Here is a 12,537-nt window from a genome sequence, read left to right as displayed (position 1 = left end):
CTAAAACATTCCTAAATAAAATCGAATTACTTAATGCTGTCGCTCAAATCTTGCGCAAGCTCTTGACTGCGTTTTTGCGCAGCAGCCAAAGCGGCCTGAATATTTTGTGAAATGTGCGCATGATCGAACACTTCAATAGCCGCCTGAGTAGTCCCATTGGGCGAAGTCACATTTTTACGCAGCTCTGCAGGGCTGCTGGCGCTGGTAATGGCCATTTGCGCAGCGCCTAAAGCAGTTTGCAGGGTCAGCGCAGTCGCCACTTTTTCATCAAGGCCTAAATTTTTTCCTGCACGGATCATGCTTTCCATCATATAGAAGAAATAGGCCGGGCCTGAACCTGACACTGCAGTCACCGCATCAATTTGCGCTTCAGAGTTTACCCAAATTGTCAGGCCAGTTGAAGCCAAAACTTGGCTTGCCAGCTCACGCCCCTGCACATCAACCGCCTCAGAGGCATATAAGCCATGCGCGCCCGTCTGCACCAATGCCGGCGTATTCGGCATGACACGGACAATCCGGTCTGTATCTAAAATTTTGGCGATCGTCGATATTTCAGCGCCGGCAACAATTGAAATTACCAGCTTGCCGTCAAGCATGCCTTTAAGCGGCTTTAAAATATTGGCAAAGACCTGCGGCTTCACGGCAAATAAAACAATGTCAGCATCGCGCACAGCGGCAGCATTATCATCCGTTACATGCAGATCTTTTTCAGCTAAAAGTTCACGGATTTTCTCGACCGGATCTGAAACTGTAATGCGTGTCGCCGGCAAACCGCGCGCAATTAAGCCGCCAATCAACGCCTGCGCCATATTGCCGCCGCCAATAAAAGTGATATTACAATTTAGAACTGCGCTCATGATGAAGGTCCGATCTTACCGTTATCTGTAGAAATTAATTTTGGCAGCCATCCTGCCTTAACGCAATAGGGCGACTCAGCCAGCCAAAAGCCTTTTGGCGTAAAGACGCCTAGCATAACATTATCTATGCTTAATATTTGAATTCTATGACGGAGCCAAGGAAAAATTTGCGCCTGCTGAATCGCCTTTTTTAAAGGCCAAGCGCCCATGCGGCCATGCAAATGAATCTTTTCACCGCCTTGGCGCTGCGTTAATATCAAATCCTGCCCATACAATGCAGCAGATAAGCCAAATTCATCAGCAGGCTGCAGCTGAAACTCTCCTGCCAAGACGCGCAGTGTTTTTTGCTGCTGTAAATTGATGATCTGGCGCCCTGCACGCTCGGTATCAGCCGACTTATATTCAGCCTGCGTCAGGCGGTGCAGCTGCTCGGAAAAACGCACATAATAAAAACTATTCCAATGCAGCGCCGCTTGCGCATCCGCTTTGGAATGCATGACTTCCTGCATTAACCGCTGCACCATATCAAAGGCGGGGCGGTATTCTCCCTGACCTTTCATCCATGCAGACAGCAGCTGGCGCTGCCGCGGCAAAGGCAAATCCAGCAGCTGATTCAGCTTCAGCATTTCTGCAGTGCCGCACAAAGCCCAATCCTGAGTTAGAACATCGGCCAAGATATCTTCGGCATCTTGCATCAAATAACTGGTTCGGCTGATGGCCTGCTGCATTTTTGGAAACCGGGACTGCAGCAATGGCCACAATGCTTCACGGCTCCACGCACGGTCATATTGAGTATCAAAATTGGTGGGGTCTTGAATATTTTGCACATTCAATTCTGTTGCCCATTGGCAAATCTGCTCACGGGAAAGATTCAGCAAGGGCCGCCAAATAGTCATCAAATCCCGCTGATCAACCTGTCGCATGGCGGCTAAACCATGAATACCCGAGCCTGAAAGCAGGCGCAGCATTAAAGTTTCCGCCTGATCCTGCTGGTGATGGGCCAGCACTAAAACTTCATTGGACAGAAGATGCTGCTGATAGGCTTGGTAACGGGCTGATCTTGCTTGATTTTCCAAATTGCCTTGAGCAACAGCCACCTTTTGCACGATGCAGGGAATGTTCAGCGCAGCGCAGGTTTCCGTGACAAAACGCCCCCACGCTGCACTGGATTCCTGCAGCTGGTGGTCAACATAAATGGCGCGTACTTTTTGCGGATACAGTAAAGACATCAGGCGCAGCAGCAGCATGGAATCCACGCCGCCGCTGCACCCGATTAAGAAGGTAGCCTGTTCAGAAAAGCTTCCCGATTGACTTAAGCAGTTAGACCTAAATTGTCGCTGCCAAATTTCATTAAACGCTGATAGCGTGCTTCGCATCGTTCTTTTGCATCCATCGGCGTTAACTCATCTAAAGCCTGCTTCAGCACAGTTTTTAAATTCTGCATGACTTGTTCAGGGTTCAAATGCGCGCCTTCACCTTCATCTACAACATATTCAACAATGCCGATTTTCTGCAGCTTGTCTGCAGTCAAAGCCAGCGCTTCGCTTGCCTGTTCTGCCTTTTCTGCTGTTTTCCACAGAATTGAAGCGCAGCCTTCTGGAGAAATCACCGAATATATACTGTGCGAGAGCATCACAACACGGTCTGCGACACCAATTCCCAGTGCGCCGCCAGAACCGCCTTCGCCAAGAACTGTCGCAATCACAGGCACTTTCAAGCTCGACATTTGCGCAAGGCTGGTCGCAATGGCTTCGGCCTGACCGCGCTCTTCTGCGCCAACGCCAGGGTATGCGCCCATAGTATCAATAAAAGTAAATACCGGCAGATTAAAGCGTTCAGCCATATCCATTAAACGCTGTGCTTTGCGGTAACCTTCCGGGTTGCTCATGCCGAAATTATGCTGCAGTTTTTCACGTGTGCTGCGGCCGCGGTGCTGGCCTACGACCATGACAGGCTGACCGTCAAAACGCGCTAAACCGCCGATCATTGCGCCGTCATCACCAAACAGGCGATCGCCATGCAAAGCATCAAATTCAGTGAAGATTTCACTGACATAATCCAAATACTGCGGACGATCTGGATGACGTGCAATTTTAACTGTAGCCCAAGCTTTTGACTGCGCTGCTTTATTTTTCATAGGTCGACCATTATCCCTGAATTAACCAATGTGTTAATCGATAAACTGTTCCGACTGAATATTCAATTCAATATCCCAATGCTTGAACTGCACTTGTTCATCATGCAAGTCCGCAACAAGCAATGGCCATTGTTTGGCATCGCCAGAAACACTAAGTTGCCATTGTTGCGCATTGTCGGCGCTTAATTCAATGGCAGGAAGCATCTCATCGCTGCGGCTGTGATTCAGCAAAACTGCTAAACGAAGCAATAGACATAAGTGTACAAGTTTGCTACCGCCGACTTTCATCACATCGACCCGAGCGTCGCTGCGCAGCTTGCGGCGGTGATGCGCGACCAAATGAGATAAATGATTTTGATCGATTTGCGAGAAGCCGGGAATGTCCGAATGCTGCAGCAAATAGGCGCCATGACGGTGATAGCCGCTATGGCTGATGGCTAAACCAATTTCATGCAAATAAGCCGCCCGGCGCAGCAAATCACTGTCGTCACTGCTTAAATTCAGCGTCTGAGCGACATGGTCAAATAACTGCTGTGCAGTTGCGACTACACGTTCAGCCTGTTTTGAATCCGCATTATAGCGGCCAAGCAATGCATGCACAGAACGGTCGCGGACATCTTCATGCTGAAAACGGCCAAGCAGGTCATACATCACCCCTTCACGCAAAGCGCCGTCTGAATACACCAGCTTGTCTATGCCCAGCACATCAAAAACAGTGCATAAAATGGCAATACCGGCTGGCAAAACTGCTCGGCGGTCTTCTTTCAGCCCGTCAAAATCCATCTCTGAAACATGCTTATATTTAAGCAATTTATCTTTCAGCTTATCCAAGCCTTCACGGGTCAGCTCTTCCCGCTCATTGCTCCAGCCCATATTCACTGTAATTTGGCGGCAGGCTTTGATGGTGCCGCTCGAACCGACAACGGTATCCCAGCCAGCGGCTTTATAGGTATTTGCTATACCGGATAATTCTTTACGCGCAGCATTTACAGCCTTATCAAAACTTTTCTGATTGATTTCACCATCAGTAAAAAATGCTTTGGTAAAAGCGACACAGCCCATTTGCACAGATTCAGTGTGAATCGGTTCAAATTCCTCACCGATGATCAGCTCTGTAGAGCCGCCGCCAATATCAATCACCAAACGGCGGCCGCTGTTGGCCATCGTATGGGATACACCCAGATAAATCAGGCGCGCTTCTTCACGGCCTGCAATAATTTCAATCGGCTTCGGCAATATTTCTGCAGCTTGCTGAATAAAATCCTGTCCATTTTTTGCTTGGCGCAGGGCATTGGTCGCCACAATACGCAATCGGTTCGGCTGCACTGAGCCCAAGCGCCCAACAAAACGCGCCAGGCATGCTAAGCCGCGCTGCTGCGCCGCTTCAGTTAAATTTTTATTTTCATCCAAACCGGCAGCCAGCTGCACTTTTTCTGACATCGAAGCAACTTTTTTCACTTCACCATGATCTACGCGCGCGATCGCCAGGTGAAAACTGTTTGACCCCATATCGATGGCAGCAAGCAATTCTTCATCAATCAAAAAATCAGACATGATTCAATACAAACCTATACAGAATTGTGCTTAGAGTAATTCACAACCATTCAATTTAAAAGCCATTTATGAGCCCGCTCATAAGACAAGCCGATTTTCACGCATACATGACAATTGTGTTACACGATCATTGCTATCGTGAGCATCAATTAGACAATTTTATCTTAAAAGCCGAAAATTTACATAACCCCCTACATTGTTATAAATGGCTATGTAATAATTATATTATAGAGTCATCTTAAAAATTATTTTTGGAGCACACGCCATGTCAGGCAATATTGTAAACACAACTGATGAAAACTTTGACGCAGACGTACTGAAATCCGATGTTCCTGTACTTGTCGATTTCTGGGCTGGCTGGTGCGCGCCTTGTAAAGCCATTGCTCCTGTACTTGAAGTATTGGCGTCTGAATACGAAGGCAAAGTGAAAGTCGTTAAAGTAGATGTGACTTCATGCGAAAATACAGCTGTGAACTACAATATCCGCAACATTCCTGCTTTATTGATGTTTAAAAACGGCGAAGTGGTTGCACAGCAGGTCGGCGCAGCGCCAAAATCAAAATTGACTGCTTTTATTGATGAAAACATTTAATTTGAAGTTAATTCAAATTACTCAAAATACGCTATTTTTATAGCGTATTTTTTTTGCTGACAAATTGACAAAGCCCTATTTCTCTCTTATATTGCTAACTCAAGAAATAAAGGATTTCTAATCCTGTCATTTTCTTAAAAGACACAACACATAAGATCGCCGCTCGGCAATAGAAATTGTTTTTACACATTTTTCTTCGAACAATGAATCAGCTCTCTGAATTATTATTGTGCAAATACAATCACGTAATTTAATTGTCTGCATGCGGCTCAATGTTGCTCCCTTTCCATCCCGTACTTAGAATTTTTGATTCTTATCTGACCTCCTATGAATTTAACAGAACTCAAGAAAAAACCGATTGGCGAACTCATCAAAATTGCTGAGTTTATGGGCCTTGAAGGAATGGCGCGTAACCGCAAGCAAGACATTATTTTTGCCATTTTAAAGCGCCATGCCATGAATGGCGAAGAAATCTTCGGTGATGGCGTTTTAGAAATTCTGTCAGACGGCTTTGGCTTCTTACGCTCAGCAGCAGGCTCATACCTTGCAGGCCCTGATGACATCTATGTCAGCCCTTCGCAAATTCGCCGCTTTAACCTGCGTACAGGCGACACCATTACTGGCACTATTCGCCCGCCTAAAGAAGGCGAACGCTATTTTGCGCTATTAAAAGTCAACCAAATCAACTACGACACGCCAGAAAATTCACGCAACAAAATCTTGTTCGAAAACTTAACGCCGCTTTTCCCGACCGAGCAATTGGTAATGGAACTGGGTAACGGCACAACAGAAGATCTAACTGCACGTGTAGTGGATTTGGTTGCGCCTATCGGTAAAGGCCAGCGTTCAATTATTGTGGCGCCGCCAAAAGCCGGTAAAACCATGCTTTTGCAAAATATTGCACAGTCAATTGTCCGTAACAACCCTGAATGCTTCCTGATTGTCCTTCTGATTGATGAACGTCCTGAAGAAGTCACCGAAATGGAACGCACCGTCCGCGGTGAAGTGATTGCCTCTACCTTTGATGAAGCGCCTGCCCGTCACGTTCAGGTTGCTGAAATGGTGATTGAAAAAGCAAAACGTCTTGTTGAGCATAAAAAAGACGTGGTTATTCTGCTAGATTCGATCACACGTTTAGCGCGTGCATACAACACGGTGATTCCATCATCAGGCAAAGTGCTGACTGGCGGCTTGGATGCGCATGCGCTTGAACGTCCTAAGCGTTTCTTTGGCGCCGCGCGTAATATTGAAGAAGGCGGTTCCCTCACCATCATTTCTACTGCATTAATTGAAACAGGCAGTAAAATGGATGAGGTGATTTACGAAGAATTCAAAGGTACAGGCAACCAAGAGATTACTCTGGATCGCCGTATTGCTGAAAAACGCGTATTCCCGGCTATGAACATCAAGAAATCCGGTACCCGCCGTGAAGAGCGTTTAATGTCAGAAGACAACCTGCGTAAAGTATGGATTCTGCGCAAGCTGCTGCATACACAAGACGAATTGGCAGCTATGGAATTCTTGCTGGACCGTATGAAAGAAACCAAAACCAATGATGATTTCTTCGATCAAATGAAGCGCAAAGCGTCTAACTGATTTGAATTAATTTCACCAAATAAAAAAAGCCATCTATAACGATGGCTTTTTTTATTGGTTGACATGGCTTACATAACGAAACAATTGGCGAGTTTTTCTGTTAACTTATTTTCAAGTGAATGATTATAAAAATCTTTTAATAAAAAACCCTAGTACTTTTAGGGGGTTATTTAGCATTTATCCAATATATTTCTTTTTATTGATTGTTATTTTCTGTTAAAAAAAGCGATTTTTTAACCACTTTTTACTGTTTTAGGGCAACGAGGCAGTAGCAATTAAAAATGCGCAGTGATAGCATATTCGCATACCAGTTAGGCTGCTCTGCATTGTTCTTCCCTAATAAAAATTAGGCGTGATAAAAGCAAAATACAGTGCTAACTCAGGTTTTTTTTAATCTCATATTTAGAGAGTGATGCCATGTTATTCAAAAAAATCGCTATTGCTGCTGCAGTTGCTACTACTTTAGCTTTCGTTGGTTGTGCTAAAAAAACTGAAGAAGCTCCTGCTGCTGCTGCTTCTGAAGTAGCTGCTGCTTCTGAAGCTGTTGATGCTGCTGCATCTGAAGCTACTGTTGCTGCTTCTGAAGCTACTGTTGCTGCTTCTGAAGCTACTGTTGCTGCTTCTGAAGCTACTGTTGCTGCTTCTGAAGCTAAAGCTCAATAATCCAAGCGATTATTCAGTAAAAAAAGAGAGCCTTTCGGCTCTCTTTTTTATTGCCTGATTTCCACAAGCCAGCAGCAATGACTATGCATTCAACTGAATAAAAAGTTAAATACCCTTTAAAACTTGATCCGTAATCAATACCTATATCTATAAAAAAAGCAGATCAATCGATCTGCTCATTTCCAACACGCTGGCGGAATTTCTGTCCCGCGCGGAAGGTCACTACACGGCGGGCAGAAATCGGAATTTCTTCACCCGTTTTAGGATTGCGGCCTGGACGCTGACGTTTGTCACGCAGTTCAAAATTGCCGAAACCTGATAATTTTACCTGCTCCCCAGAGATCAGCGCTTGGCTGATCTCATCGAAGAATAACTCGACCATTTGTTTCGCTTCACGACGGTTTAAACTCGTGAGCTCACTTAAATGATCAGCCATTTCTGCTTTTGTTAGTGCTGTCATGAAGCCCTCAATGTCGCCTGGTAAGTGTTTTCTAACACTTGGAGAATATTATCCATACCGGATTTGATCTCAGCATCTTCCAAGGTACGCGCTGGATGCTGCCAAAGCAGTGCAAATGCCAATGAACGTTTGCCTTCTTCAACACCTTGACCAGTATATACATCGAATAACCAAACGGAATCTAAAAGCTCGCCGCCTGTTTTTCCGATAAGTTGCTGAATTTCGCTAACATTAATCTTATCACTAATTAAAAGCGCAATATCACGTCTTACCGATGGAAAACGTGATAATTCTGTAAAATTAGATACATAAGTTTGCAAAACAGCCTGCTGATCAAGTTCAGCCACCCAAGTCGTGCTTAAATCCAGCTCATCTTCTAAAGATGGATGCAAACGGCCCAGATAACCAATCGATTTGCCGGCAACCATAATTTCTGCAGATTGCCCCGGATGCAGCCATGCGCGGTCAGAACGGACAAACTCAACTTTTAGGCGTCCGGCCGCTAAAACCTCTTCAACATCGCCTTTGAAGTCAAAGAAATCTATTGGTGCTGCTTTGCCATGCCATGATTCTGCACTGCGCGGGCCTGTTGCGATCATGGCGAAAGTCGGGATTTGCTTCAAGTCATGGATGTTTGAGGCATTTTGATAATCAAAGCGCAAACCCAGCTCATAAAAACGCACACGGTTTTGCTGGCGGTTGACGTTATACTGTACGCATGGAATCAGGCTGGACAGCAGCGTTGAGCGCATAACCGCCAAATCGCTCGAAATCGGGTTTGCCAAAGCCAAAGGCTGACCCAGAGGATTCAATAGCTTTTCCAATTTAGCGTCGGCAAAACTGAAGCTGATGGCTTCTTGATAACCCAAAGTCACGACTGTTTGACGCAATTGAGCCAATTCAAACTGATCTTGGTATTTTGCCAATTGGACATCAATGACCGGCAAACTGATTTGAATGTTGTCATAGCCGTGAATACGCGCTACTTCTTCAATCAAGTCTTGATAAATCGCCATATCAAAACGGTGCGAAGGCGGAACAACGATCCACTCGCCTTCAGCTTTTACAGTTACATCGCAGCCTAAGCGAGTTAAAGCGTCAGTAATGAATGCGCTTGCAACTTTATAGCCCAGCAATTGATCGACTTGCGCCTGATTCAGCTCAATCGCATCACGTTTTGGCAGCAGTGCTGTTTTTTCCGCGACAGCAATCGGACCGAACTCACCGCCAGCCAAATCCTGAATCAGCTGGGAAGCACGGTGCATGGCAGTCATCGGCAATTCAAAATCCACACCGCGCTCATAGCGTTGAGATGCATCGGTATGCAGGCCAAAGCTGCGGGCACGGCCAGCAATATGCAATTGATCAAAAAAAGCAGACTCTAAGAAAATCTCAGTGGTTTCATCAGACACAGCGGAAGACAAACCGCCCATGATGCCTGCTATCGCCAAGGCTTTTTTATCATCGGCAATCACCATGATATTTTCAGACAGCTCAACGTCCTGTTCATTCAGCAGTGTGAGCTTTTCAGCTGCAGCCGCTTGGCGAACATGAACTGATCCTTCCACTTTGCCGCCATCAAAAGCATGCAAAGGCTGACCAAGTTCAATCAAGACATAGTTGGTAATATCGACCAGAATACTGTGCTGGCGAATGCCTGAGCGGGCCAAAGCGCGTTCCATCCACGCCGGGGTGGGCGCTTTTGTATTAACATTTTTAATGACGCGACCCAAATAGCGCGGACAGCCATCCGTATCCACAACAATATTTTTTTGATCGGCAATCGTTGCTGCAACTTCGGTGATTGCAGGCACTGTAACCGGCAATTGATTGATCACGCCAATTTCACGCGCAACCCCGCGAATGCTGAAGCAGTCACCGCGGTTTGGCGTAATGCTGATGTCAATCACATGATCATCAAGATCTAAATATTCACGGATATTCACGCCGACAGGCGCATCTGCAGGAAGTTCCAGCAGACCGTCGATCTTATCTTCCAAATCAATTTCAGACGCGCCGCACAGCATGCCTTGAGACTCAACACCGCGAAGCTTGCCTTTTTTGATTTTAAAATCACCCGGCAATACTGCACCAATGGTCGCCACTGGCGCTTTCATGCCTGCGCGTACATTCGGCGCGCCGCACACGATTTGCAATGGCTCGCCTGAACCGATGTTCACTGTCGTTACACGCAAACGGTCAGCGTCCGGATGCTGAACCACCGTCAAAACTTCACCGACAACCACCCCAGTAAACGGTTTAGCTGCAGGGTCCATGCCATCAACCTCTAAACCCAGCATGGTGAGCTGGTCAGATAGTGTTTCACTGTCAATTGCTGGGTTAACCCATGTACGCAGCCAATTTTCGCTAATTTTCATAAATTCATTTCCTTAATCTCCCCTAGCCCCTCTTTTAAAAAGAGGGGGAAACACATCTGCCCTTTGAGACAGGAAAGTCCCCCTTTTATAAAGGGGGATTTAGGGGGATTTCAATAATTTTCAAATAACTGTTTAAATTCGTTTAAGCAAATTGGCGTAAGAAACGCACATCATTTTGGTAGAACATACGGAGGTCATTAATGCCGTAACGCAGCATGGCAAAACGCTCTACACCTAGGCCAAAAGCAAAGCCTTTATACTTGTCCGGATCAATGCCCGCAGCGCGCAGCACATTCGGATGCACCATGCCGCAGCCTAAAACTTCCAGCCATTTGCCGCGCTCATCCATAATATCCACTTCTGCGCTTGGCTCTGTGAATGGGAAATAAGACGGACGGAAACGCACTTTCAAATCTTTTTCAAAGAATTCATTCAGCAAGTTCACCAGCAGGCCTTTTAACTCAGCGAAGCTGGTATTTTCAGCCACATACAGGCCTTCTATTTGATGGAACATTGGCGAATGCGTTTGATCGGAGTCGCAGCGGTAAACACGGCCTGGACATACAATGCGGATTGGCGGCTGGCTGGTTTCCATGGTGCGGATCTGCACACCGGAGGTATGCGTACGCAGCAAATGATTAGCATCGAAATAGAATGTGTCGTGCATGGCGCGCGCAGGATGATGGCCAGGAATATTCAATGCTTCAAAATTGTGATAGTCATCTTCAACTTCTGGACCGGTCGCAATGGTAAAGCCTGCTTTGGTAAAGAACTGGCAGATTCGTTCCTGCACTTGAGTTACAGGATGAATACTGCCGATAGTTTGACCGCGGCCCGGCAAGGTAATATCAATTGTTTCACTCGCCAGTTTTTGCTCTAGCGCCGCTTTTTGTAATTGAGCTTGGCGTTCAGTCAATGCCGCATTTATGGCTTCACGCACAGCGTGAATTGCCGCGCCTTGAACCTTACGCTCTTCAGGGTCCATTTTACCCAATGCTTTAGATTGTTCCGCGAGCTGGCTTTTTTTACCCGTAAATTGCACTCGAACTTGATCAAGTGCGGCAAGGTCTTGAGCTGCTGCAATCGCAGCGAGCGCTTCAGCGGTCAGGGCTTCCAGTGACATAGTAACTCTCAAAGCAACAATTTAGAAAAATATAAAAACCCCACATTCTAACAGTTTTTGAGCTAAAGGATGAAGCGCATTCACAAGTAAAAATTGCAATAGCATCAAGAAATAAAAAAAGTATAAGATAAGCGCAATATCAATGAGATCAATCATTATGGCGCTCGATCAAATTTGGAAGCAGCAGCTGACGCTGGTGGCGTATGGAAATGAATTTTTAACCCAAGATTTAAGCTTTCAGCGCTGGGTGCAGCATGCCATTTTTGATCAGCACCGTTTTTTATTCAGAGACCTTATTAGCCAGCACCTGCTTGCTCAGCATTTTCAAATTTGGCTGGAAGCCCTGAAAAAGCAAGGCGTGAGGCGTATCAGCCTGCACAGTTCCGGCATTCTCAATGAAGAGCAAAATCCCAACAGCAATGTTGAGTTGCTGCCGATTGCGCATTTTATTGTGAGCCATGAAGGCAATAAAAAACAGGCTTGGATTTTCGGCAAAGAACTGGCCGAGTGGTACAGCGCAGACAACGAATATGAAGCGCCTGCTGCGCAGCAGTCAGACTTGCGGCTGGAAAATTTTTGGCGCTTTGAACTGAACTCAAAATTGGCAAAGCGCATTGATACTGATTTGCAGCAACCCAATTGGGATGATATTCAAGCCTACACAGATAATGAGCTGTTCGACAGCAAATTCGCGGCTGGCTTCAGTGAACCGACGCATTTAGATTTACCGTATTACGGCAAAACCCTGCAAAGCCCTGAAACTGATGCAACTCAATTGGCTTTGCTGCCGACAGACTATCAAGCGGATTATGCCCATAAAACATTGCGCCGTTTAGAAGCATTGGCGGAGTTTATTCAAGCTAAAATCCAGCATCCCTATCATGAAAGCGGTGAAGTGCTGAGCCCGGAAGAGCAGCTGAATCTCCGGCATTTTTCGCAAAAACTGGATGATTTAACTGCAAAATTTATTGTTAAAGCAGCCAATCACTATAAAACGGCACGCTTAACCTCAACGCAAGTCAGCTCGCCATTTGACAGCAGCGCTGCGCCTCAGCTGAAAACCTCAGCGGAAAAGCCCGCCCCGCATGCAGAGCACAAATCAGGAAAAACCGGTGTCTTTGCATTAATTATTGTGACTGTCCTGATCTGCCTCTTTGCTTACTATTTTGGCCTTTAA

General features: G+C 46.0%; 11 protein-coding genes. 4 read left to right on the top strand and 7 right to left on the bottom strand.

The annotated features are described in order from the left end of the window. Positions 1 to 26 precede the first annotated feature (26 nt). From proC to ppx, 4 genes are read right to left on the bottom strand one after another with little or no spacing between them, the layout of a single operon-like run. The gene (gene proC / locus AZH43_RS02820) at positions 27 to 857 is read right to left on the bottom strand and encodes a pyrroline-5-carboxylate reductase (protein WP_067666398.1); all 831 of its coding nucleotides are present in this window, start codon (positions 855 to 857) and stop codon (positions 27 to 29) included. Beyond that, a complete protein-coding gene (gene tilS, locus AZH43_RS02815; RefSeq protein WP_081406758.1) occupies positions 854 to 2,233 on the bottom strand; it encodes a tRNA lysidine(34) synthetase TilS in 1,380 nt (459 codons plus the stop codon). The genes proC and tilS overlap by 4 nt, the downstream gene beginning before the upstream one ends. After that, positions 2,170 to 2,994 carry an acetyl-CoA carboxylase carboxyltransferase subunit alpha gene (locus tag AZH43_RS02810; RefSeq protein WP_067666394.1) on the bottom strand — a complete coding sequence of 275 codons (825 nt, stop codon included), beginning with the start codon at positions 2,992 to 2,994 and terminating at the stop codon, positions 2,170 to 2,172. The genes tilS and AZH43_RS02810 overlap by 64 nt, the downstream gene beginning before the upstream one ends. Positions 2,995 to 3,027: 33 nt before the next feature. Beyond that, on the bottom strand, positions 3,028 to 4,548 hold the full coding sequence (gene ppx, locus AZH43_RS02805; protein WP_067666391.1) for an exopolyphosphatase: 1,521 nt from the start codon (positions 4,546 to 4,548) through the stop codon (positions 3,028 to 3,030). 265 nt (positions 4,549 to 4,813) lie between these two features. On the opposite strand from ppx, the gene trxA reads away from it, so the two are divergent. The 3 genes from trxA (at position 4,814) to AZH43_RS02790 (ending at position 7,399) form a co-directional block, all read left to right on the top strand. Next, positions 4,814 to 5,140, top strand: coding sequence for a thioredoxin (trxA, locus tag AZH43_RS02800; RefSeq protein WP_067666388.1), 327 nt, complete (start codon positions 4,814 to 4,816; stop codon positions 5,138 to 5,140). A gap of 327 nt (positions 5,141 to 5,467) precedes the next feature. Further along, on the top strand, positions 5,468 to 6,736 hold the full coding sequence (rho, locus tag AZH43_RS02795; RefSeq protein ID WP_067666385.1) for a transcription termination factor Rho: 1,269 nt from the start codon (positions 5,468 to 5,470) through the stop codon (positions 6,734 to 6,736). A gap of 417 nt (positions 6,737 to 7,153) precedes the next feature. Continuing rightward, on the top strand, positions 7,154 to 7,399 hold the full coding sequence (locus tag AZH43_RS02790) for a hypothetical protein (protein ID WP_067666383.1): 246 nt from the start codon (positions 7,154 to 7,156) through the stop codon (positions 7,397 to 7,399). 163 nt (positions 7,400 to 7,562) lie between these two features. On the opposite strand, the gene AZH43_RS02785 is transcribed toward AZH43_RS02790, so the two are convergent. The 3 genes from AZH43_RS02785 to pheS form a co-directional block, all read right to left on the bottom strand. Further along, on the bottom strand, positions 7,563 to 7,859 hold the full coding sequence (locus tag AZH43_RS02785) for an integration host factor subunit alpha (protein ID WP_004649746.1): 297 nt from the start codon (positions 7,857 to 7,859) through the stop codon (positions 7,563 to 7,565). Further along, a complete protein-coding gene (gene pheT, locus AZH43_RS02780; protein WP_067666381.1) occupies positions 7,856 to 10,237 on the bottom strand; it encodes a phenylalanine--tRNA ligase subunit beta in 2,382 nt (793 codons plus the stop codon). Before pheT ends, AZH43_RS02785 begins: the two co-directional genes overlap by 4 nt. Before the next feature lie 142 nt (positions 10,238 to 10,379). Further along, positions 10,380 to 11,360 (bottom strand): phenylalanine--tRNA ligase subunit alpha, encoded by a 981-nt coding sequence (pheS, locus tag AZH43_RS02775; protein ID WP_067666379.1) that lies wholly within the window; start codon positions 11,358 to 11,360, stop codon positions 10,380 to 10,382. 157 nt (positions 11,361 to 11,517) lie between these two features. Here pheS and AZH43_RS02770 point away from each other — a divergent pair, with 157 nt between their 5' ends. Continuing rightward, positions 11,518 to 12,537, top strand: coding sequence for a hypothetical protein (locus tag AZH43_RS02770; RefSeq protein ID WP_067666378.1), 1,020 nt, complete (start codon positions 11,518 to 11,520; stop codon positions 12,535 to 12,537).

This window comes from Acinetobacter pragensis (genome assembly GCF_001605895.1).
Taxonomy (GTDB): domain Bacteria; phylum Pseudomonadota; class Gammaproteobacteria; order Pseudomonadales; family Moraxellaceae; genus Acinetobacter; species Acinetobacter pragensis.
Note: the sequence above shows the minus strand (reverse complement) of the source record. Positions and strands in the feature narration are given on the sequence as shown.

Coding starts and splice junctions, on each gene's coding strand:
- proC (WP_067666398.1), bottom strand. CDS start 857: ATGAGCGCAGTTCTAAATTGTAATATCACTTTTATTGGCGGCGGCAAT.
- tilS (WP_081406758.1), bottom strand. CDS start 2,233: ATGCGAAGCACGCTATCAGCGTTTAATGAAATTTGGCAGCGACAATTT.
- AZH43_RS02810 (WP_067666394.1), bottom strand. CDS start 2,994: ATGAAAAATAAAGCAGCGCAGTCAAAAGCTTGGGCTACAGTTAAAATT.
- ppx (WP_067666391.1), bottom strand. CDS start 4,548: ATGTCTGATTTTTTGATTGATGAAGAATTGCTTGCTGCCATCGATATG.
- trxA (WP_067666388.1), top strand. CDS start 4,814: ATGTCAGGCAATATTGTAAACACAACTGATGAAAACTTTGACGCAGAC.
- rho (WP_067666385.1), top strand. CDS start 5,468: ATGAATTTAACAGAACTCAAGAAAAAACCGATTGGCGAACTCATCAAA.
- AZH43_RS02790 (WP_067666383.1), top strand. CDS start 7,154: ATGTTATTCAAAAAAATCGCTATTGCTGCTGCAGTTGCTACTACTTTA.
- AZH43_RS02785 (WP_004649746.1), bottom strand. CDS start 7,859: ATGACAGCACTAACAAAAGCAGAAATGGCTGATCATTTAAGTGAGCTC.
- pheT (WP_067666381.1), bottom strand. CDS start 10,237: ATGAAAATTAGCGAAAATTGGCTGCGTACATGGGTTAACCCAGCAATT.
- pheS (WP_067666379.1), bottom strand. CDS start 11,360: ATGTCACTGGAAGCCCTGACCGCTGAAGCGCTCGCTGCGATTGCAGCA.
- AZH43_RS02770 (WP_067666378.1), top strand. CDS start 11,518: ATGGCGCTCGATCAAATTTGGAAGCAGCAGCTGACGCTGGTGGCGTAT.